This is a genomic window from Halomonas colorata (assembly GCF_014897985.1).
GTDB lineage: Bacteria > Pseudomonadota > Gammaproteobacteria > Pseudomonadales > Halomonadaceae > Vreelandella > Vreelandella colorata.
In genome coordinates, this window is record NZ_JABUZA010000025.1 from 21412 (window position 1) to 43895 (window position 22484).

The following is a 22484-nucleotide window of genomic DNA, read 5'->3' on the forward strand; positions in this document are numbered from 1 at the left end:
TAGATTTTCCTTGGTTATTGAGCCGCTACCAGCCGGTCCCAACGCAAATGCGGATCAATCCATGACACAGGGTCTGGCTCCGATGGAGTCACCCAGTTAAGTGAATGATCAATGACAATCGGCTGGTATTGCTCTGATGCAGGAGCAATTGAGTATTGAGGGGTTGCGTCATAATGAGACGCTGCCACTGAGGGGATATCAATCTCTTCAGCAGAGGAAAACTGCACATTAGAGCGGCCAGCTGTACGATGAGGCGTCGAGTTACTCACCTCCAGTTCCGCTAGATTAGCGGCGATAGCTCGCCGATACCGGGCAGCCGGTTCACCACCCGCCGGACGATGATAACGACCTGCCGCTATCAGCCAATCACCGCTGGCATCATAGTGTTGTCGTAATAGCCTGGCGGCCTCTTCCAGGTTTGCATACGGATCCAGTGCATCGCAGTAATCCACAAAACGATTGCCAGCACCGAACAGTTGCGGCTGCCACCGTATATTCAACTGGGCGATGCCTACATCGATCACCTGGGTATCGAATACTGAGCGGAACAGAACGTCACATGCCTCATCACGTGTTTCAAAATGGTACCCTTTCCCCGCGATATTCAACGTCCACGGCCAGGGACGAACTCCTTGTTCCAGTGAAACCTTCGATTCGTTGAGTGCCACAGCATAGAGAATTTCAGGCGGAACACCGTGTATTCCAGACGCCACGTGATACGCCTCGGGAATATCTAGCCCCGAGTCTGCATGAACCGGACTCCACAACCATACCAACCCGAAGAGCAACAGGCTGGATATACCAATCTTCCTATTAAGAACATCATCAGTGGAGCCAAGCCGATGAACATGCCGCGAGAAAAACAACTGAAAATTTTGCGCTATCTGGCTGAACACTATCCGTTGGATGTGAGTCCCTACGACCTCGCTGAAGAGCAAGATCATTGGCTGCTTTACTACCTCAAGGAGCACGGCCTGATTGATGTGGAAACACAACGCCCCTTTCATAACATGCCAGTGATTAGATATGGGCAGGCACGAATCACAGCCCGAGGTATGGACTTCCTTAGCGACGACGGCGGACTCAGTGCAATCCTGGGAGTGGTAACCGTCAAATTTCATGAGGAGACCCTCCGTTCGCTTCTTCTGACTCGGACGGAAGAGTCGAAAGCTTTACCCCAAGAAGTGAAGAAGAAGATGCTTGAAGCGATAGCAGGACTTCCTGCGAACGGTATAAAACAGCTGTCAACGGAATTATTGGGCCGGGGCATTGAGCATTTGCCGGCAGCAATTTCGTCAGTGCGTGCAGCATGGGGGATATAGATTTTCCCTCCTCGCAGCACACAAACTGATACTCGGCGTAGCCGATGATCTCCTGAGAAGGCCACCCATACAGCGCGAGATAGAAGGTCTCGAACCGTTGATCCAAATACAGAAAATGCTCAGTCGATGATTCGGAGCATCGGTCGCCGATATAGAGCGAGGTGATTTTCAATCGAGAATTTCCCATCAGCTATCACCTCACTACTGAATAAATACTTGAGGAACACTGTCCAGCGTCACTCCTAGGGCAGGTTTCACCTGCCCATGATTCAACGTGATCTCACTCGACTGCACACGACTAACAGGAATAGATTGCTCACGTGCCCATGAGCGGATTAGGTTGTCATTACCATCAGTATCAATAACGAAAATATCCATCGGGACTCCGCTGTCTAGTAGCTGGCCAATTGTTTCCTCACAGCTAACGCAGCCCTCTGCAGCCACATGAACACTTAGCCGCGAGACTTGATTCGTCGCAGAAGCCCCGCTCTCAGGAAAGAAAGAAACGCTTCCCTGTCCATCCTCATTTACTAGGAACGGATTGATCGGCATGTCATTGGGATACAGTCGTGCCCACGCCTCGTCATACGCACGTTGGAAGGCCAGCTCACGCTCCACCCTCGCTTTCTCGATCTCTACGAGCAGCTCGGCATAGCGTTGACGCTCCTGTTCAGTTTCGGCCTCGATTCCCAACGCCGTTACTGGATCAAGGTTTGGCGACCAAATTCCACGAGCACCGTCCATCAGTTGCTCGTAACGATCCAGTTCTTGTTCATTGAGTCCCCACGCCTTAGCGTCAGCGCGAAGCGAATTATTCACTGCAGTCTCATTCACTGAAAGTTCCTGCAGTGCCGAGGACGACTTAGCTTGCACTATGCCCATTCCCACTATCGAGAACATGGTCACCGTGAGGGGCAGCCTCAACACTCGCATTAAGTCAGGCTTCATAAAATGGTTCCTCCAACGCTTCACGGCAGTGGTACCGACACACTGCGACCACGGTGATAAAATTCAGCAGACGCACTTCCGATACTTACCAGTTGCCACTCACCCTCTGTTTCGCGCTCACCCAACATTTTCACTTCAGAGAGTGAACTCACCGGCCCTACCGCAATGCTTAAAAATTTCCGTCCTCCCCTGTATTCCACACCAGAAATACTGAATGGCGGTCGTGGCGGAGATGCAGACCTTGTTGGTGCTTGTGAGGTTGACCGAGCCGCCAACCGTTCTGCCTCTGCCTGAGCGGATGCTGCCCTCCGTGCTTCGTCGCGAGCCAATTGAGCTTGCTGCTCGGCTGCATCAACCGCAGCTTCCGCCTCTTCAAGCTCGTTATCCAACCGCTCTGAGAATGCTGACATGCGCACTTCCATCTGAGAGGAAAACAGAGTGATTCGCTGCTCCAGCGTATCCAAGCGATCTACAAAACCGTTCAGGTTTTCCAGGTTCTCACGAACTAATTTGTCCCCCTCATCCAAGCGCTGGAGACGATTTCCATAGCCTTCAACCTCTGCCAGACGCTCCTCTACGAGTAGAAGGTCTGCCCGCGTACCAGCCAAGTCCCTGCTCAAATTTTTGAGTTCATCCTCACCACGGTTATCTCCCCAACCAGTCAGTGCAACAAGAATGAGAAATCCCCCCACGAGAACGACACCGCCTACCACCACTTTGACGGATAGCGGCATCTTTGAACTCGATTTACCGTTGTTATGAGAACGCTTAGGCGACGCATGACTATCTTCAGGATCAGCAACTATCGTATTTGGAGACTCATCGTTAGTACTGCTCATTGATCTCCCCTCTCACCTGCAGCGTTATTGACCAAGCCCCAGGTTTCAACGGTTCGAATGTCACGCTGTTGGTAGCAGACTTCGCGTCGCACCGGATCGATTTCCAACTCCCATGCCTCGCCAGCAAGTACTTGCAGCGCTTCACGCAGTGACATTGGACCTAACTGATAGTGTGTTGCTGGCAGAGGACTATTGAATAACAAGCGCTGGTTATTCTCGTGGCCAGCGCAAAGTGAGATTCCCGTATTATTGAGGGTGTACCGAATTCCATCGCCAACCGTTGTCACAACACTTGGTGGTATGTGGACATGAATAGTCTGTTCTAGTAGGTATCGCTGGCCTATCGGGGCACGAGTGGTTACTAGCTGGTACCGACCTGTACGCAGCACTTCGACGGGGATCAGTTCTTCCTGGTAGACATCTGGATCAACCACATCCGTTTTTGGGGGATTGGGGCCGGTAATTACCTGATGCTCACGGCGAACAAACTCAGTGTTTTTTTGGGGAGTAATGGCCAGCGAGGCAGCGGCGTCAACTGACGTGTCCTCTTCCATAATAGTGTGCTGATGAGAAGCGCAACCAGATAGCATGAGAGCAGCCATGCAACCTGAAAATAAACGAAGGGGGAAATGCATCGCGTTAGCCTCGTGAAAACAGACAGAATCTGGCTTACGATGCCGCTAGCAAATAGAGTGGTCGATAAGGAATGTTAACTAGAGGTTAGAACCATTAACCGAGACGCTTGATAAGAGCGTCTCAGCCTGGATTATGTATAGATCGATATATTATCAAGGAAAGCTCAGCACCTACCGCCGGATGAGATAGGTGATTACCATAAGTTGCCACAATGCTGACTATTGCGTGTATGACCCTCATTTACCATACATTTAATAACAAACATCCGATCCTATGGTGGCGACGTGATCGGCATACCGCACTAAGCGATATTGCGCGGCTTCTCCCCGCACAAACGGCACCCATTGGTTAAGCGGCGGGTACCGCTAATGTAAACACGGTCAGTCCGGCCAGCGAGCACCCCATAAGACTGCTTGCTGGCCGGACTGAAAAGATATGGAATGGCCAACGCACCAGGTTAGCCTAAGAAAAATGAACCACAAATCCCCCAAGTGCTAACAAGTGATCACGGTTGCGCGATCGTGAGGACGTCTCCTTGCATGTGGTTTGGGAGACTTCGGGACAGTGAGCGTCAAAACACTCAAAGGGCGTTACTGATGACCGACAGTAACCAACGGGGTTCGCCGCTATTATGGCACCCCAGTCACATTGGTCAACATTTCACCCGCCGTTTAAGTGAGCATTTTTACGATGTGAGCCACAAATCACGAGAATATTAAGTCGAACGTTTTGTTGCTGTCTGACGTTTATCAGTACCCCGTTTGCTATTACACTCAATATTGATGGTTCCATTGCATTCGGGGTGGCGGCTACATCCCAAGAAGACCCCATTCCCCCCCTTACGCTTCCGCATGGGAGATCCACACAACGGGCATTTCTTGGATGGCTGTTGCGGTAGCGCCATCGTCACGCCAGACGCATGTTGAACCAGTTTCGTAATCAAGGCCTCTTGACGTTGCATAAACGCCTGTAGGCTCAAACGTCCGGCTTCAACTTCATCCAGCGATTGCTCCCAAAGTGCGGTCATGCCAGGAGCGGTCAATAGCTCCGGCAACGCCCCAATCAGTTGCTGGCCAGTTGGCGTTGATCGCAATGCACGTTTTTGGCGTTTTAAAAAACCACGTTTGATAAGTGTTTCAATAATCCCGGCACGTGTCGCTTCCGTCCCAATACCTGCTGTCGCCTTGAGCTGAGCCTTCAGCATCTCGTTTGGCTCAAAACGAGCAATATTCTTCATTGCGGCAATTAGCGTGCCTTCCGTGAACGGCTTGGGTGGCGTTGTCTGCTTGGTCAGCGTATCAAGAGTGCGGACAGGACAAATCTCACCTCGTGACAGCACTGGTAACGCCTGACTACTTCCCTCTTGATTCTCCTCATCGTCCTCTCTAGCCGCACCCTGAAAAAGCTCACGCCATCCATCCACTTTTACCTGTCTCCCCGTCGCTACAAAGTTCTCTCCCTCAAGCTTTACGACTACATCTGTCTGATCATACTCATGTTGAGGCATAAACTGGGCGAGATAGTGCAGCCGAACCAAATCGTAGAGATTTCGCTCCGGCTCGCTCATACGCGATAAATTGCAAGGCGACGTCGTAGGAATGATGCCGTGGTGCGCGGTAATTTTACTGTCGTTCCAAACGCGACTCCGACGCGTCAGTTCCAATCGGTTGCGAAGCGACTGAAGCGACGGATCCGATTGCAGTAGCGCCGTCACGACCACTTCCGCTTCGTCCAGCATCGACTCCGGTAAGTAACGGCAATCCGTCCGAGGGTACGTTGTCGCTTTATGGGTCTCATACAACGCTTGGGCAATATCCAGCACCTGTTGGGCACCATAGCCATAACGCCGCGACCCTTCCTGCTGCAATGTCGCCATGTCAAACACCAACGGCGGGGCTTCTTTCTTTCGGGCTGTTTCGAGGTGAACAATACGCCCTTGGCCATTCAGTGCCCGCTGGACCAGTGACCGTGCGGCCTGCTCATTGATACAGCGACCTGCATCATCTAGTAGGGAGTCATCTTGTGGTTTCCACTTGGCACTGAACACACCACCCTCAGCGTTAAACTTAGCCACGACCTCCCAAAATGGCTTTGGCACAAAGTTCGCAATCTCACGATCACGATCTACTACTAAACGCAGCGTAGGAGTTTGCACACGCCCGACCGACAGCACACCATCATAGCCTTGCTGCTGTGCCTGTACTGTAAAAGCGCGCGTCATATTCATACCGACCAACCAGTCAGCACGACTGCGGCCAAGCGCAGCCTGGTAGAGCCGTAAGGTTGATTCACCTGGTCGAATATCAGCTAGAGCTTTACGGATTGATGGCTCGTTCATGGCCGATACCCAAAGGCGTGTCACCTGCCCTCGATAGCCACAATAATCCAGTATTTCACGGGCGATGAGCTCACCTTCTCGCTCGGCATCGGTGGCTATCACCACGGATGATGCTTCTTTGAGTAGCTTTCGGATCACATTGAATTGCTTCCTGGCACTCGTCTTGATTTCAAACTTCCAATCAATCGGCACAATAGGAAGTACCTCAAGCGCCCATCGTTTATAAGCAGGATCGTATGCTTCTGGCGTAGCTTGCTCCAGCAAATGACCAAAAGCCCAAGTGACGATAGCTCCAGCACCTCTCAGACAACCATCGCCTTTCTGGTTTGCCCCCAAGACACCCGCAATATCCCTCGCTTGAGATGGTTTTTCACATAGAAAAAGTCGCATGTTTATCTCCTATCAAATGATAGGAGACAGGATTAAGGAACGAGGCACGGTGATGAAGAAGAATCCGTAATACAGGATTGAGTGATTTTGGACACCCTGCCATAGAGATCAAAATATTAAGTTGATGAAAAAGAGACAACAGCAAGCAAAATAACTTGGCCTGACCGAAGGAGTCGAGATGGATAAAATGGTTATCTGAATTAACGATTCTATGAGGTGCAACTTAACGTAGTGGCTCGACATTCCACTTCGGCACGACGATGTTCAACGTCGGTTTCGGTAACGAGTCCATACTGCACCAGTAAGTTTTCCGTGGTGTTAACCTGCGACCCGGTCTTTTCCTTATTGGCCATATAGCGTTCCACTTCTTTTTTGCTCTGTCGCTGAACGCATTTCTGAATTTTTCGATGTTAGTAACTAGATACGCCAGGGTAGCGGTTGGAGTAGTGAATGTGACGATTAAACGCAGTCCTGTTTGCAGATTACCTAGGGAGTAAAAACTAAGCCCTTGTATTATTCACTGACTTTTAAAACAATAAATTATTGAAATAAAAAGGGAAAAAGACTGTAACCGAACAAAAGGTACTGTTCTATACAATCAGTAGCATAGCGAAGATTGAAAGTAGCACCAAAAACTATCCTCTGTACCACTAGTGTACCGAAATAACTGATAATAAAACCACTTTCAACCACGCGCCAGTCCACTTCACGGTACAGCACCTTAGCATCCAGCGCACTTCCGAAGGCTATCTTCGGATTAGGCTTTATATGCGTTCCCTAATGCAAAACGCTAGAGTCTGGCAATTCGCCACGATGTCTATCGAGCAAAACGCTTCACTTGGCCTAACTCGGCTAACTCAAGCTACCGTCTCGCTGCGATTTACTTACGCAAACATTTGAAATAAATAGAGAATACATCTTCCTGGCACGAATTGAGCAATAGTCAAGTCAAGAACAGGAGGATACCAAGATGAAGGTCTCGCTGCCCCACAAAATCACCACTGCCTTAACACTCACTGCAATCCTGGGAGGCTGCGCCACCATCGGTACCGACCCAGTGGCACCCCGAGAAGGGTCGCGGGTGATGACCAACCACACGCCTTACACTCGCTGTTTGAGCGCCCTCAGCCAGCAATCCGGTGAAAACCTGCCAGTGGTCAGCGTCGGGCAGATCCTCGATCGGACTGGCCAAGTCAGCTACTCGACCATCACTGAGAGCCGCACCTTGACACAGGGCGTGTCAGAAATGCTGATTAGTGCCCTCTACAAGACGCGTAAGGTCCGCCTGGCCGAGCGGCTCGACATCCGTATTCCGCTAGCCGAGCGTCAACTCATGGAAGCTGGGGCCATGCAGCGGGCACCCGTAGCACTCAACGTACAGCCCGTAAACTTCGTTATTCTCGGCGCACTTACCGAGCTCAATTACAACATCCTAACTCAGGGGGCACGCCTTTATGTGGGAATGATCGGCGCGAGCAACCGAGAAGCAGTCATTAACGTGGGCTTAGATCTTCGGGTGGTGGACGCTACTACTTTTCAGACCATTTTCGTAACCAGTTTGCAAAAGCAGATTGTCGGCAACCAGGTGGAAGCGGGCGTCTATCGCTTCTTTGACAATCAGCTTGTTGAATTCGATGCCGGGACGGTGAGGAACGAACCTCTCCAGCTCGGTGTTCGATCCGTCGTGGAAATGGCTGCATACCAGATCCTGACGGAAGGGCTCGGCCTGCCGATCAACGACACCCAAGCGTGTCAGGTGGCAGACGGGCATTACCCTGAGGCTTAAAACTTCCAAAAAACAAGGAATGCCATCATGAAAACTCTACAAAAAACTGCACTGTCTGCTGCTATCGCCCTCTCCGGCCTGATGTCTGCATCCTCAGCCATGGCCTTCGACTCGGTGACTTGGGTGTGGGATGCCACGGTCAATAGCACAGTAGATACCACAGCGTTGTCTGAAATTAATGTCGCTCCCGAAGGCCTAAATATGACCGAGAATGATCAGACCACACTGGGTACTATCACTGCAACCAGCCTGGTCACCGCCGTCGACAATACCATCATACCGCTACTTGATGGAAACGCCTTTGAGGACCTAGCGGCGGTAGAAAGCATCGCGACCGCAGTAGGTAACAACGCCGCGATCGAGTCGGACGTGTCGACCCAAACCGATAACTCTCAGGTATACGCGGGGCTCGACGCTTCGGTCGGCACGCCGCTGACCGGTGAACTGGTTGATGCCGCGCTGCCTGGTGCCGTCACCGCAACCGCCTCAGCACTCGCCATCCTCAACGCCACAGTCGACGTGGACGCCACGGCCGTAGGCAACAACATGACCGTTGATCTGACGACCCTGTCCGACAACGACGCATTCGCCATCACCAACAATGAGCAGCTTTCGGTGGCACTGGTCACTAGTACCGCCACTGCCGATGGTGTGCTGTTCAACGGCATCAACGGTATGGGAGGAGGCGACACCGCCGCCGTATCCTCTACCGCCACCGCCGTAGGCAACAACCTGTCGGTCAAAGTGGATGGCAACTTCTGATTCCTCATCTCAACCCTGGCTCGGGCATCCGTGGGCTCCACGGATGCCCTAGGAGTTCTCTCATGACACGCACAGATAATGGACTTGTTCCCAACACTGACACTTTCCCGCTCGACACTGGCGTCCTTCCCTCTTGGCTGCGGGCCAGTTGGATGGCCGTAGCCCTTGGCGCAGCACTTCTATCTGCCGGTGGACCGGCTGAGGCGAGAGATCGGGATCCGCTCGTAGGCCCCTACCCATATGACTTCCCCACGCGAGCCAGCATCCAGGGATCACTCATCCTGCAGGAGGCGCGGCGTCGCAACAGCGGCAGTGTCGGCTCGGGGTCAGGCGGCAGTGGTAACATCAATGCAGGTGCCATCATTAACAACAATTCTACATCGATCGCCGTGGGCAACTGGCAACAGATCGAAATGACCCTTGGCGATGGTGCAGAGGGACTGATCATGACCGAAAACCATCAAACCAATAAGGCCGAAGCCAACGCTCTTTCAAAAATCAATACCACGCTAAACCTGGAGGACGAGGGCTCAAGCGAGGTACTGTCCAACGGACAAACAGCAAAATAGCTGAAACTTTCACAAGCAATAGTGAGAGAACCGATAATCACAATGGAATGACTACGTAAGGAGTTCTGGAAAACGGCAGGAAATGTCAAACACTGTTAAAACAACTTATGAAACAAGGAAAGCTCCTTAGAGCCTGGCTAGAGTGATAATTAACTCTTGTACGAGTCAGAAAGAATTCGGGTGACCGGAACACGGATTTATAACGAAGCCATAGTTATCACCCAACTCGATAGACAAGCGCTGAACAGTTAGTACACCAAAAACTGGCAGCGCACACGCCCAAGGGCACCTCGAATGACAACGCGTACAAGCTTTGATAACGGCTACGAGCCTGCCAAGGGGTATTGCTATGACTTATGACAAAGCGCAGGAGCACTACCTAACTTCTCCCGCAGATATAGATGAGACTGAAGTATTAGTCGTCGTGGTCGAGGATGACACCGATACCGCCCACCTCTATAAAACCATCCTAGCTACGCGCTACCATCACGTGGCTGTCTGCCACAGCGGCAGTGAAGCCGTTGCCAAGCTGATCAGCCACCAGGGACCAGTCGTGGCGGTACTGGACTACCACCTACCCGACATGACTGGCATCGAGGTCATGACCACTTGCCGTGATCTTGAGCACCCTATTGCCTGCATGATGGTGTCCGCAGACCAACTGAATGCCCAGGAGGGGGGATGCGGCGAGGTAATACGTCTGACCAAGCCGCTCGGCTGTCAGGCGCTGCTGCAGTGGACTGCTAAGCTCGTGGACAAGGTACAGGCTGTGGCTCGCGGCAAAGCCAGCTCCGACTATGCCCCAGAAAACCTGCTAATCGGGCAGAGTATCCCAATGCAACATCTTCGTAAACTTATCTTACGCTTGGCGCAGTCGCATTCTCCCTTGTGGCTACACGGAGAAAGCGGGACTGGGAAGGAACTAGCGGCGCGCAGTGTGCACTACTGCAGCCCAAGATCTGCCGGCCCGTTTGTGGCCGTTAACTGCGCAGCATTTCCCGAGGCACTGATTGAATCCATGCTCTTTGGTCACGTCAAGGGAGCCTTCAGTGGTGCCACTCGGGATCACAAGGGCTTCTTCGAAGCGGCCGACCAAGGCACCCTGTTTCTTGACGAAGTCGGCGATATGCCTCTGCCCTTCCAGGCCAAACTTTTGCGCGCACTTCAGACCAACACCATTACACCCGTGGGCAGCACAAGAGACGTTCACGTTGATTGCCGGGTGATCACCGCCTGCCACCGTGATCTAGCGCAGTCTGTGCGTGAAGGAGCGTTTCGCGAGGATCTTTACTACCGACTCAACGTTTTAAGTCTTGCTTTGCCACCCCTGCGTGAACGTCAGGGAGACGCACTGATGTTAGCAGATCACCTGATAGAGTCACTGGCCAGGGAAGAGCGTACCGGCCCCTATCCACTGGATGAGGAGGCCAAAACCTGGATCCAACAGCACGACTGGCCCGGCAATGTCAGAGAACTGGAAAACCGACTGAGGCGCGCCCTATTGCTGTGTGATGGAAAAACGATAGCAGTCGATAACCTTATGCTGAGTGATGATGAGAACCTTGCGTCCATACTAGCCCCCTCGCAAGCACCATCCGGTGTCGGTATCCACTTTAACCCTGGGCGCATGACCTTACGCCAGATAGAAGACGCGGCCATCGAAGCAACTCTAGAAGCTTGCGACGGCTGCGTGGAACGCGCCGCCCGGCAACTGGGAGTAGCGGCGTCCACCCTTCACCGTCGACGCAGGCGCAGTGCTGCTTAAGGAACGTCAAGGACAGTTGCCCAGACACTAGAAAACTTCCACGCTGTCCGCAGACGAACGGGGAAATGTGCCCGCACCCGCTTCCTCAATACTGACATGCATCGCTCGAACGTGAAGAGAAATCGTCGAGGTCCACTGCAATAGCACGAAACCTAACACGTAGTTACCGCTACGCAGCTCAAAACAAACCGCCGCCCCTAAAACGCCACTGGTAAAGCGCGTCATTACCCCTTCGCTCGATACGGATAACTTGCTCGCGACAGTGCGACATTGCAGCATTTGGTGCTAGCTGCTCCAGGCGCGCCGCTTCCGCGGCAAGCTGCCGACAGCCCATCGAGGCTGCCGCGCCCTTGAGCGAGTGTGCCTCCCGCTTGATCCGCTCACGATCACTGACAACAACAGCCTCTAGCAACAGTTCGACACGCTCTTCAAGACGTAAGAAAAACGCTGCGAGCAGCGCCCTCAACGTTTCATATTCAAGACTCTGCTCGAGTTCGGTCACGATTTCATCATCCAGACCTTCACCCACATCAACGCTTATCCGATCCTCTGGGTGTTTGGTAGAGCTGACATCAACAACCTGCTCGGGCACTTCGACGAGCTGCACGACAACAGGTGTGGCCTGATGACGGCGAGGTGGGTAAGCGCGAAGGACGTTCGCCAGCTCAAATCGAGTGAATGGCTTGCTCAGAATATCGTCCATTCCCGCCTCACGACATGCCTGCCGATGCTCCGGCATGACGTTGGCCGTCATGGCGACGATGGGCAAGTGGCTCTCGCCCTCTTCAGCACGAAAGCGCCGAGTCGTCTCCACGCCGTCCATGCGAGGCATCTGCATATCCATCAGTACTAGGTCATATTCCTTGTACTTCATCGCTGCAAGCCCCTGCTCTCCGTCTTCGACAAGGTCAAAAGTCTGGCCGAGGCGTTTGAGCAAAGCGGCCACCAGGTCTCGATTAACGGGATTGTCTTCCACCACCAGTAAGTGTCGCGGTGCCAATGCTTCAGACGGATGGTCAAACAGACTCTCGCTAACATCGTCAGCGACGCTCAGAGGAAGATAGAAACGAAAGGCACTGCCCAGGCCTCGCACACTGTTTAATTCTAGGCTTCCACCCATGGCCTCTACCAACCGATAGCAAATTGCTAGGCCAAGGCCTGTCCCCTCGTGGCGGCGTGAGAGAGATGTGTCTACTTGAGTGAAAGGTTCGAACAGCGCTGCCTGTGCCTGCTTGTCGATACCAACTCCAGTATCACGCACCTCGAAAAAGATCGATGCCGGCTTTTGCCATAGGACAGAGAGGGTAATGCTGCCCGACTGGGTGAACTTGAAAGCATTGTCCATCAGGTTCATCAACACTTGCCGCAGGCGGGTCGCATCACCAATCACCACGGGAGGCAAGTCATCACTTAACTGCACGTTGAGAGACACGTCTTTCGTTTGTCGTGATCGATATCCTTCAGTAAGCCGTAAGACCATTCGCTTCAAAGGAAACGGTGAATGATCAAGATCAAGACGCCCAGCCTCGATCTTCGAGTAGTCCAGTACATCATTGATTACCGCGCGCAGCGAAGCGGTGCTTTCTCTCAGGGTCGCGAAGTGCTGCTCACGCTTTTCCTGACAGGGCTCATCCTCAAGCACATCGAGCATGCCTACCACCCCGTTCAGCGGTGTGCGAACCTCGTGGCTCATGATTGCCATGAAATCAGACTTGGCCTGACTTGCCGCTTCTGCCTGCTGCACAGCACGTTGAAGCTCCTGAGACTGCTGCAGCAAACGTTCACCGTGGCGAGCACGGGAGCGCGCCTCACGCCACAATGCCATGACAAGATAGGTCCCTGCCAGCATAATCAGTATTATCAAAACAAACAGCAGGACGTAAACACGTAGCATTCCCTGCCTAGTTTGTTCACGAACGCTCGCGAGCGCCTTGTTATGGTCAAGCAGCAACCTTTCGGCATCGTCGCGCATGGCGCTGATCAGCTGCGACAATTGCCGGCGCTGAGCAGGCAGCAATGCCAGCGTTTCTTGATAGAGTGGCTGAAGCAGTAAATCGCTATCCTCAAGACGAGTATCAAGTTGCCACAATGCTTCGAGAAGCTCAGGTTGTGAAGCAAGATATTCCCGATATTGTCCTTGTTGTAGTAGCTTTATCCTGCCATAGAGAATATCAAAGCGCTCCATCAGCCGTTTCCAGGAAGAAAGCTCACCATGCGCATCTGAAACTCCGAACGTCAGCCCGCTTTCCACCTGCTCTAGCGCCACTTCGACTTCTCGTGATTGTCGATCCAGTTGATAGATCGCCCAAGTTACATTCTCAAGCCCTTCATGTCGCAATCGATCGTAACGCTGAATAGCGGTCACACCAACGACAAGACAGGCAGCGAACAGCAAAAGTGCCGCTGCCGCGGATAACTTGAGACCGCGGGCCACCTTCATCGACTAGTTGTCGTATACAGTAATGACGGCCACCTGCCAAACAGACCGGGTGAGATAGGTCTCGGTCAGTAGGTTGGGCTTGTCGTCGAACGGATAGGCGATAAAAATAGGCCCCTGTTCGCGAATGCTCATCGGCTCGCCATTCTTGTGGGTCGCCAGCACAACCCCATGTTCAGCAAAGTCAGAGACTGGAATATCGGCAGCATAATCATTTAGCGCTGTGACGCGCAGACCGCTCCCTTGTGCGCCTACCTCTGCCAGCAGGGAGACGCCCAGCGGCCCGCTGAATAACACTTCCCCCTCATGCCAGGGAGTCTTTGTCACGATTTCGCCTTGCTCAAGACTGGCCAACATCGCCATGTCGAAATGTGCCTCGTTACCCATGTTGGTCTGGGTGATGTCACCACTTACCACCAGTATCGTCTTGCCAGCAGGAGGGTCCAGAGCCATTGCCTGATTCACCATCAGTCCCCCCATCAGGATCAAGAAGATAAGGATCTTGCACATCAAAGTCTTCATTATCGCACCTCCGAAAATTTGCGGACTCATCTATTCGGTATATGCTAATTTTGGATGTAGGTTTGTAAAACTTTGTCAAACCTACTCCTGCGAGGCACTAAGACAGGTAACTCTGTATGCGTATCGCCATTCTTGAAGACGACCCGGACCAGCAGGCCATAATTGCCGCGGCTCTAAAAAACATGTCAGCCACCTTGACCCCCTTCAACACAGCCCACGACCTATTTCGGGCAATGCAAAATACAAGCTTCGAACTGCTGGTGCTCGACTAGCGTTTACCAGAGGTCGATGGGCTCGAAGTACTTGAGAGCTTGCGCAATGAGTATCAATGGCCAGGGGCGGTGCTTTTCATTACCGCCGACGACGCTGAAGATAACGTCGTACGAGCCCTCGGAGCAGGAGCAGATGACTTTCTTAACAAGCCACTGCGCATACCCGAGCTCAGGGCTCGAGTCGAAGCTTTGGGTCGCCGGCTAGGTTACGTCGACAGCGATAAGACGACGTTGCTAGAATACGGCCCCCTCGAGATCGACCTGGCAGCTGGATACATCCGCCTTGATGGCGTTATAGTCGAGCTTACGGATCGGGAATATCGACTAGCTGCCATATTTCTCCAGAACCCCGGGCAACTCTTCACGCGCGCCTATTTACTTGAGCGCATCTGGGGTGTCAGTGGTGACCTTAATACCCGTACTGTAGATACCCATATCAGTGGCCTTCGGCGCAAGCTGAAGCTAGACGGACAACAGAATGATCGACTCAAGAGCGTCTATCAGCAGGGCTACCGCCTTGAAGTAAGCCGGCACTAAACCGTTGTCTGGCTAAACTGCATAATATTCAACAGAGGCCATCACGCGGAACGCTTCGACCAATTACACACTTGTCATGAAGCGCAGGAAAATCTCCCACGAGGCCAGCTCACTGTGTAGGGAGTTGCGGTTCAGTCTGTATGTCACCTAGTTCTCGATGGCATCGGTTAGGGCATTGACGCGAACATCATTTATGAACTGCTGCTTGGTAGCATTGTAGACCAGCACTCCAAAAAACTCCTTCTTACAAACAGATAGTTGCAGAATTATCAACATGCATACAATGTATAATCAAGGACGTTACAAAATGTAATTACATTACCCAAAGCTCATATACCAGCACAGTCAGCTTAAGGAGCTATCCATGTTTGAAGGAGGCGGCGATCCCTGATTTGGCCCTGCCTCCATAATCACCTGACTAACACGAAACGGCAGAATACCAACCCGATCTGCCATTACCTTAAATGCTGTTTGAGTTTCGCCGTCTTTCTCCCAGCTATCCTCAACCATTCGTCCAGATACCAATACGCGTTGACCGCGTTGGTATAACGAAGCCCACTGCTCAACGTAGCGCCCCCAAATCTCGACATTCGCCCAAAAACCACCTCGATCAACCATGCCGTTGTCACTAGGCACCAAGTTATCAAATCGAACGTTCAGCCTCAGAACACCGCGTGGTGCTTGATTACCATTGCCTAGGAACATTTTGAGTACTGGGTCAGACCCAATATTTCCCTCGCCGAAAAATCGCGTGCCCATTGTTTAAGATCCTTACGTTGATTGGTGAGCCACCAATGTCGCGTCAAGGCGTTCGACTGTCGCCATAAAATATTAATGACAAGTTATCATCATTCTATTTCGCGATTTAACAGCCTTTCAGCACGCTCCAGCCGCTCAATTGCTAAGCGTAAATTTCTTAACTCCTGGTTGATTGCTCCCGCTCGCCCATTGAATTGGCAACGTTTCACTTCAATGTCATACAGCTGTTGACGCAAAGGCTCAGAGAGATCACCCCATAGCATTGCTCGCTCAAAAAAGTAGTCGCCCATCTTTTTTAAACCACGATCTCGCCAACGCAAGTAAGTCGCCGTCTGCTGCTTATCCTTATGGCGCTTAACAGCAATACCGATACTATTAAGCCAAGGGTTATAACGCTGCTCGAAGTTCACGGCCTCCTGCCCCATAGCATCCGACTCGGCCACCAACTCATCTCTCAAACGGATCATTCCCCCCTTACCCTTATAAAAGGGTTTTAAAAGGCCCTTTGCGTAGGGATTAAGTGGGAAGCCGTCAACGTTATTAGGTGGGAGGTTTCCCGGTTCAAAAGTCATCGTTTCACCCATTTAATATGTCCACACCAGATGCCTAATTAAAATTGATTCCGGCGGAATCACCCCCCAGCACTCTGAGGGGTCTCACATTCCTAATTAAAATTGATGGTAGTACCATCACTTTCGCTACTCTGAGCGGGCCTCTCGTTCCTAATTATAATTGATGGTAGTACCATCACTTTCGCTACTCTGAGCGGGCCTCTCATTCCTAATTATAATTGATGGTAGTACCATCACTTTCGCTACTCTGAGGGGTCTCACATTCCTAATTAAAATTGATGGTAGTACCATCACTTTCGCTACTCTGAGCGGGCCTCTCATTCCTATTTAAAATTTATTTCGGCGAAATCACCCTACACTTATTTCTTTGCATCTGCTGTGCCAGTGTCTTTGTCTTCACTTGGGTCATCGTCGTAGTTCAAATCTGCGTACAGATCCGGCTCCCCTTGTTTAGGGTCATCAGCCTCGGGAATCTGTGTATTTTTTTCCGAGACGTTTGCCACCGTTGGCGATGCCGCGGAAGCTGACTTTTGAATCATGGGAGCGTAGGGGCTTCTTAGCGTGCCCTCCAACACATCCTTAGGTAAATCGCCAAACTTCTCTCGTGCCTCTCGTGCCTTCGCGTTATTTGCCGCGAAATCATCACGAGTAACGCCGCTATAGCCTGGGTAGCGCTGAGGAAACGCACATAAACTACGCAGGTCATGGTTCGCTGAACGCAGCAAATCAAAAGCATCATTACGTGAGATCAGGGCGACATGACTAGCCAGCAATATATTGCGAGCCAAACGATCGAAGTCGATCAATAAACGTAGGGCTAACCATCCTTGCTGGCCACCGGTATAGACAGGCGTCATGAATGGTTTTTGGTTAACGTTTTCTTCGATAGTGAGCTCTTCTGGAATTTGCTTGAGCAATTTTTCTGAATCCGCCAACAGTACATCTACTCTAGAGCGTACATCTTCAAGCTTGGCATCAATTTGTAACATCCAGTGATCAGCATAGGGGTCATCGCGTGTGGCATTCCTCTGGACGGCACCCACTAAAAATAGGAATTGACGCATCCCAATAATCTGAGGCTTGCCAGACTCAACGCCGCGTCCCCACCACAGCCTGGTCGCATGATACGTATGCAGACTCAAGTTAATCTTGCTACGTAGTGCTCCCATTGAATTAATGTCTACTGCCATAGCCGACCTCACGTCTGATATTGATTAGTGTTCCTAAACCGCAAACACTGTTTCATGGCTGCACCTGACACCAGTCAAAATAGTAATCCCACACTGTGAGCATTTAGATATTTGCATTGCCATTCACTCATCAATTATCGCAACGACGGTGGCACTTTCTCCCTCTTGAGCCCCACTGCTTTCATCATCGCTTCCCGCGCCGCACGTGCCGATTGTTTCGACTGCTCCTGTTCTTCAGGCGACACTGCTGGTTTGGGTGTTTGCGAACGGGCTGATCGAGTTGCCGATTCTGGTCGACTCACATGGTTCTCCTGCTCTGAGGAGTCTTGGATATATCGCTCCCCTCGTCGTTCTGCTTGCTGTTGCGCATGCTGGGTGGGCCGAAACTCTCCCATTGCAGCTCGTTTGATCAACGTATGCAGCAAGCCCATGGGGCTTGAACTCTTGCCAACCGCTACCTTTCCAGCCGTTTCGTCTAGCACCGCCTGCTGGAGGTCAAACGGAAGTCTTTCGATAGACCGGAGAATCGAATGACGTTCTCCAGAAGGGAGCTCCAATTTGTCAGACCAGAAGAGTTTCCGCTCCTCACCGCTCTGACTCGCCTTACAAGTACGTAAGTTATTATAACTACTACGTACTGTAGTAAGGCCTGAGTTCGCTATGGGAACCAAGCGGTAAGTGCTTGTTTTTAGACTTAGTTCGCTATGGGAACTGCGGGTAGTTCTCGCTTGACCTCCGCTTAGTTCGCTCTGAGAACTGCTAGCTAAGTGTTTGTTTTTAGACTTAGTTCTCTCTGGGAACTGGGGGGTATCCTCTGCGTACCGCCCTAGTCCTCTCTGAGAACTAGGGGGCCGAGACTGCATCTCTTGGAAACGACGCGCACGTTGATTCAGTCGATCCATCGATGCCGGAGGAGTATCGTCCCTGCTCTCCTTGGTTATGTAGCCCTGCTGTACCAGCTCGCTTTGTATTGCCGATGCAACCTCTCGTACTGCACGGTTATTATGACTGAGTGACGACTCAACAAAGTCAAAATACTCCTTATCGAGAACATTGGCCTCAGACGGACTCACTGGCTCGTCGTGCAGCACATACACATTACCCATCACCCGTCCATTTGACGCGTGCCGGGCACGATGACTCAGGCTTAACCACCGTGTTAAACGGAGTGTCGCCATCACCCTCGACACACTGCCTCGTGACGCCTGCTTACCCATTGAGCTCCGTAATAGTGGCTGCAACTCATCGTAGGTAGGAAACGCAGTCGTTTTGTCTGCATTGCACAACACACGAATGATTTGCCAACCGAGTACATCCACAGCACCTAAACGCGGATCTACCAGCAATGCTCTTGGCACTGTCTCATGTACGTTGCCTAAAAATAAAAGCCCGTCGCTAGGATCAGCTTCATGCGGCAACGCCGAGGCATCAGAGCCTCGGCGTTGGGTGATCGCTGCCGTCGCACGACCTACGAGTACCTCCCAGTCGGCTATGCTCGGCATGGGGAGCCTCCTCGCCTGTCTATATCAGCACTCGGTTTAGGCGCATCTTCATCAGGGTCTTTTGAGGGGTCAGCATTGACCCACGTTTTCACGAGACTCCAAATTGCTGTTAGAGACAGCCCCGTTTCCTCTGCCAATGCCATCATCCCATTGAGATCATCAGGGGCGTACGTTGGATCCTTAGCATCAGGGGATATTGACTGCCACCGGTGCCAAGCATCGTGTTCTTCTTTCTCAGGAGGTAATGCCTGGCGTCCCTGTCGAGTCTCCAATCCCAGTAACGATCGACGCGTTGAACAGTCGTTAGGAGTCAGACCAAAAAATTTACCCATCATTGTCACAGATGCGCCCAGTTCCAAGCAGCGATCAATTTTTGACTCACGGTCTTGATCTTGCGTTAGCCTGCGGATGCGAGCTAACAGCATTTCATGGTCGACAGAGACCCGGCAGATGACTTGCTTCTCTCTCGCCAACTCCTCCAAATCACTGGCTGACATACGGCGTAACGCTCGTAACTCGGCTTCACTAAATCCAAGCGCACGAGCGCGACGCATATTACCGTCGCGAATGAGAGCAATGGCCTGATTCAGTATCGCGTAATTCAATGACTGGCTCATTGGTCTCCCTCCCCAGTATTCTCACTAGGCTGAATCTCATCGCGCAGAACGCGAACTAGCCGAACCATGCGGTAGAAACGAACCAGCAATTCATCCGGTAATGCATCCTCATCACTACTGGTTCCTAGCAGTTCTCCGAGCAGAGATGCATCGGGGTACATAGGATGCAGTGGTTCTCCGGCCAAGCTGGCTAGCAATTGCCACATTTTTTGTGCTCGTGGAGACTGAGCCTGTTCATCCGACAGCGGCTCAAGTTGGTAACCAACGCCGTCATGAGAACGAGAGACGGGATAAAAATCATCGTCGGGCCGACAGAATCCCGCCCAGCGTGCGAGTCCTTGAGCGAAGAGGTTGATCTGCAACCGCAAGTCATCGGGCGCTAAATACTGCGGCTCTACCGTCCAGATATCTGTTACTGGGTGGACAGGGCCATCTCTGGGCCCATCGCTCATTAGCGGGATACTGCGAACAGCGTTGGCCTCAAAATTGATTGGCTCACCGCCCTCCTGGCGAGCTAGCATCTCACGCAGATTCCGGTGACCTTCTGACTCATGAACCGGTGATAGAGTCTGGTCGGCAATGCGCTGCTGTCGCTCTTCCTCACTTAAGGAATGCACCACTCCCCTTTCGGCATCATTGTTCTCTTGCTCAGTAGAACGTGGAGGTGTGTTCTCGCTGGTCGAGGATGGAGGCACGAAGGATTGCTGCGCCAATGAAGAGTTCTCTTCCTGTAGTTCCTCAACCTGGCGGCGGAGCGCTGCAAGCTCTCCTCCAGCTTCGTCATCATCACCATGACCACTTTCTAAAGGCTCTGACGGCTGGAGAGTGCTGCTACCAGCGACTTGTTGGGTTGATTGAGAGCCAGCTTCCAGTGGCGGCTCCTTTGTCATTACCGGTGATACATTGGGTTTCAAATCAGGTTGCGACTCAGGCAACGGCGGATAGGTAGTTCTGGGTAATCCTTCCGAACGCCCCAGCTCAACATCCAGTGGCCCCCAAATATCATCCCGATACTGTTCTAATGACCAACGTCGCTGCCGATAATCCAAAATGGTCCTGAGTGCATGATCCAATGGCGATAGATGCACTGCCATCTCATCTTCGAGCATGCCGAGGAGACGGTCTTCAACGATCGACCAGGGCAAGACAGTCTGGTCTTCTCGATCGAAGGTGGCCATCGTGGCATGCCAGGCAGGGGAAAACGCCTCTTCGGGTTGGATGTCGCAGTAGTTCCAGATCAGCAGTGTCGCTTCACGGTAGCTGATCAAATTTTTAATTTGAGGCTGACCCATACCACTTTTGAGAGTCAACGGCAACGTAGGCCAAAAGTGTTCTACCGTATACAGCATCCGGCTGATATGACTCTGATCCAGCACAAAACCCAATTCTTTTGCCCGGCGAGCCAGCTCTCGCTGGGACAAAGTATTGCCTTCTTGCTGCTCCAGTTCACCCTTTAGGGCTTGTACCCCAAGGCATTTATCTATCCAGCTTAGATCGCCGCGTGTTTCATTTTCGGACAGGTGCCCCGCCATCGCGGCGGCTTCAGAAACCCAAGGCCGGTAAATGGCATGAAACCGATAAAAGCGCTCATCACCTGTTTCAGCGTAGAGTTCGGTCAGGATCTCCAGACGGGTATTCCCGCCATCCGAAATCATATATTTATCATCGCCAGGGCGCTGGGTCAGAATCGGAGGATGCTTGAGCCCTACCGCTTTGATGGATGCTTTGATGTCATCGTAGCGAGGATTACGTTCCGAACGCGGGTTCCGATCATACGGGCGTACATCGTCAAGAGTTATCTCGATGCCCATTTCACGTAGTGGTGCGCCCAACCGCTGAACCTGAGGCGATTTGAGAGATGGTCCCGCTACTTGCAACTTTTGTAGCATCTCTTCTTGCGATAAATGTTTTTTACTCATTAAAAGCCCTCCCTGGAACAACAGCGACACCTATCAATTTCATATCGAAGGAATACTTATCCATGTGTTAGAACCTCCCTGTGTGTCGCTGCGATGCCATCCGACAAGCGCGCCTCACTCCCTGCTTTAAACCCAGCGGAGACAGCATCATAGTCATGCCGCTTCAATGGTTTATGCCCACGAGCATTTAGCTGGCTGAGATTGTGATAACGCCGGTCTCGGTATTTTTTGTGCAGCTCTATGACTTCCGGAGCCATCTTGATCGGTGTGACTACGTTTTGAGCCCCGGCCACCCACGCTTCAGCAAACGCATCACCACGCCGTACTTTCGTGTCACGCTTGAGACGCTTATTTAGAGTGTTTAGAAACGTGCGTCGATCGCGAATCATTTGCCGCTGCAGCACCTCGTACGCATAACCAGCAATCTGGACAGCATCTTTGGGGCCAATAAAGTCGTAACTACCGCACGCCTTGAGCCTTCCGGAGGAAGAGTATTCACGCCGGGAAGAGTACACAGTGCTTGTTCCAAACGAACGATTGATTAACTGGGCCAGCAGCTCTACGTATCGCGGCGGCTTTAAACCGGTATGGGTGTCCACAGTGGTGACATCGAAATCGGCTAACGCCAAATCCTCATGGTGAACACCATACTGAGCCATCAGCGCTTGAGCCTGGCGCAAGGCTATCCCTGCTTCGTTGCCGTTGCTGCTTTTAGAGAGTGCAATGCAGCGCTCAATTTTCCGCATGATGCGATCAGGGATCATTGGGCACCCCCAGTGGTGGAGATGCCCTCGAAAGGGTG

21 protein-coding genes and 1 pseudogene are annotated in these 22484 nt (G+C 52.0%); 8 read left to right on the forward strand and 14 right to left on the reverse strand.

From position 1 onward, the window contains the following. Positions 1–14 precede the first annotated feature (14 nt). Positions 15–713: a lysozyme family protein gene (locus tag INT33_RS12995; protein WP_193092069.1), complete on the reverse strand. Its 699-nt coding sequence runs from the start codon at positions 711–713 to the stop codon at positions 15–17. Between the two features lie 36 nt (positions 714–749). Here INT33_RS12995 and INT33_RS13000 point away from each other — a divergent pair, with 36 nt between their 5' ends. Then, positions 750–1322, forward strand: coding sequence for a hypothetical protein (locus tag INT33_RS13000; protein ID WP_193092070.1), 573 nt, complete (start codon positions 750–752; stop codon positions 1320–1322). 201 nt (positions 1323–1523) lie between these two features. Here INT33_RS13000 and INT33_RS13005 read toward each other — a convergent pair whose 3' ends face one another. The 4 genes from INT33_RS13005 to INT33_RS13020 all read right to left on the reverse strand — a co-directional run bounded on the left by INT33_RS13005 (position 1524) and on the right by INT33_RS13020 (position 6473). Continuing rightward, positions 1524–2270, reverse strand: coding sequence for a TIGR03759 family integrating conjugative element protein (locus tag INT33_RS13005; RefSeq protein WP_193092071.1), 747 nt, complete (start codon positions 2268–2270; stop codon positions 1524–1526). A 20-nt stretch (positions 2271–2290) separates the two neighbouring features. Then, positions 2291–3004: a hypothetical protein gene (locus tag INT33_RS13010; RefSeq protein WP_193092072.1), complete on the reverse strand. Its 714-nt coding sequence runs from the start codon at positions 3002–3004 to the stop codon at positions 2291–2293. 101 nt (positions 3005–3105) lie between these two features. Further along, on the reverse strand, positions 3106–3699 hold the full coding sequence (gene pilL2, locus INT33_RS13015; RefSeq protein WP_193092073.1) for a PFGI-1 class ICE element type IV pilus protein PilL2: 594 nt from the start codon (positions 3697–3699) through the stop codon (positions 3106–3108). A 761-nt stretch (positions 3700–4460) separates the two neighbouring features. Then, positions 4461–6473: a DNA topoisomerase III gene (locus tag INT33_RS13020; protein WP_193092074.1), complete on the reverse strand. Its 2013-nt coding sequence runs from the start codon at positions 6471–6473 to the stop codon at positions 4461–4463. 970 nt (positions 6474–7443) lie between these two features. Between INT33_RS13020 and INT33_RS13025 the strand changes: the two genes are divergently transcribed. From INT33_RS13025 to INT33_RS13040, 4 genes are all read left to right on the forward strand, one after another. Beyond that, positions 7444–8259, forward strand: a complete 816-nt coding sequence (locus INT33_RS13025) for a CsgG/HfaB family protein (RefSeq protein WP_193092075.1) — start codon at positions 7444–7446, stop codon at positions 8257–8259. 81 nt (positions 8260–8340) lie between these two features. After that, positions 8341–9021: a hypothetical protein gene (locus tag INT33_RS13030; protein WP_226940183.1), complete on the forward strand. Its 681-nt coding sequence runs from the start codon at positions 8341–8343 to the stop codon at positions 9019–9021. Between the two features lie 62 nt (positions 9022–9083). Next, positions 9084–9590 carry a hypothetical protein gene (locus INT33_RS13035; RefSeq protein WP_193092077.1) on the forward strand — a complete coding sequence of 169 codons (507 nt, stop codon included), beginning with the start codon at positions 9084–9086 and terminating at the stop codon, positions 9588–9590. A 349-nt stretch (positions 9591–9939) separates the two neighbouring features. After that, positions 9940–11355, forward strand: a complete 1416-nt coding sequence (locus INT33_RS13040) for a sigma-54-dependent transcriptional regulator (protein ID WP_193092078.1) — start codon at positions 9940–9942, stop codon at positions 11353–11355. Positions 11356–11533: 178 nt separating this feature from the next. Here the strand turns inward: INT33_RS13040 and INT33_RS13045 are convergent, their stop codons facing one another. Continuing rightward, positions 11534–13795: an ATP-binding protein gene (locus INT33_RS13045; protein ID WP_193092079.1), complete on the reverse strand. Its 2262-nt coding sequence runs from the start codon at positions 13793–13795 to the stop codon at positions 11534–11536. Between the two features lie 3 nt (positions 13796–13798). Further along, positions 13799–14245, reverse strand: coding sequence for a hypothetical protein (locus tag INT33_RS13050; RefSeq protein WP_226940184.1), 447 nt, complete (start codon positions 14243–14245; stop codon positions 13799–13801). Between the two features lie 185 nt (positions 14246–14430). Here INT33_RS13050 and INT33_RS21175 point away from each other — a divergent pair, with 185 nt between their 5' ends. The 3 genes and pseudogenes from INT33_RS21175 (at position 14431) to INT33_RS21360 (ending at position 15123) form a co-directional block, all read left to right on the forward strand. Continuing rightward, complete coding sequence (locus tag INT33_RS21175; RefSeq protein WP_226940185.1) at positions 14431–14586, forward strand: response regulator; 156 nt, start codon at positions 14431–14433, stop codon at positions 14584–14586. Positions 14587–14598: 12 nt separating this feature from the next. Further along, a pseudogene (locus tag INT33_RS21355) lies at positions 14599–14760 on the forward strand (response regulator); the annotation flags it as partial. After that, positions 14746–15123, forward strand: coding sequence for a winged helix-turn-helix domain-containing protein (locus tag INT33_RS21360; protein WP_407648093.1), 378 nt, complete (start codon positions 14746–14748; stop codon positions 15121–15123). The pseudogene INT33_RS21355 and the gene INT33_RS21360, both read left to right, overlap by 15 nt. 345 nt (positions 15124–15468) lie before the next feature. Here INT33_RS21360 and INT33_RS13060 read toward each other — a convergent pair whose 3' ends face one another. From INT33_RS13060 to INT33_RS13085, 7 genes are all read right to left on the reverse strand, one after another. Beyond that, on the reverse strand, positions 15469–15882 hold the full coding sequence (locus INT33_RS13060; RefSeq protein ID WP_193092080.1) for a single-stranded DNA-binding protein: 414 nt from the start codon (positions 15880–15882) through the stop codon (positions 15469–15471). A gap of 89 nt (positions 15883–15971) precedes the next feature. Beyond that, a complete protein-coding gene (locus INT33_RS13065; RefSeq protein WP_193092081.1) occupies positions 15972–16466 on the reverse strand; it encodes a DUF3158 family protein in 495 nt (164 codons plus the stop codon). Between the two features lie 347 nt (positions 16467–16813). After that, positions 16814–17644: a PFL_4669 family integrating conjugative element protein gene (locus INT33_RS13070; protein ID WP_193092082.1), complete on the reverse strand. Its 831-nt coding sequence runs from the start codon at positions 17642–17644 to the stop codon at positions 16814–16816. Positions 17645–17778: 134 nt separating this feature from the next. Further along, complete coding sequence (locus INT33_RS21575; RefSeq protein ID WP_407648092.1) at positions 17779–19146, reverse strand: STY4528 family pathogenicity island replication protein; 1368 nt, start codon at positions 19144–19146, stop codon at positions 17779–17781. Then, entirely contained in the window at positions 19134–19763 is a 630-nt protein-coding gene (locus tag INT33_RS13075) for a DUF2857 domain-containing protein (protein ID WP_193092083.1), read from the reverse strand. Before INT33_RS13075 ends, INT33_RS21575 begins: the two co-directional genes overlap by 13 nt. Next, the gene (locus INT33_RS13080) at positions 19760–21682 is read right to left on the reverse strand and encodes a ParB family protein (RefSeq protein ID WP_193092084.1); all 1923 of its coding nucleotides are present in this window, start codon (positions 21680–21682) and stop codon (positions 19760–19762) included. The genes INT33_RS13075 and INT33_RS13080 overlap by 4 nt, the downstream gene beginning before the upstream one ends. A 56-nt stretch (positions 21683–21738) precedes the next feature. Further along, complete coding sequence (locus INT33_RS13085) at positions 21739–22446, reverse strand: DUF2786 domain-containing protein (protein ID WP_193092085.1); 708 nt, start codon at positions 22444–22446, stop codon at positions 21739–21741. Between the last annotated feature and the right edge of the window lie 38 nt (positions 22447–22484).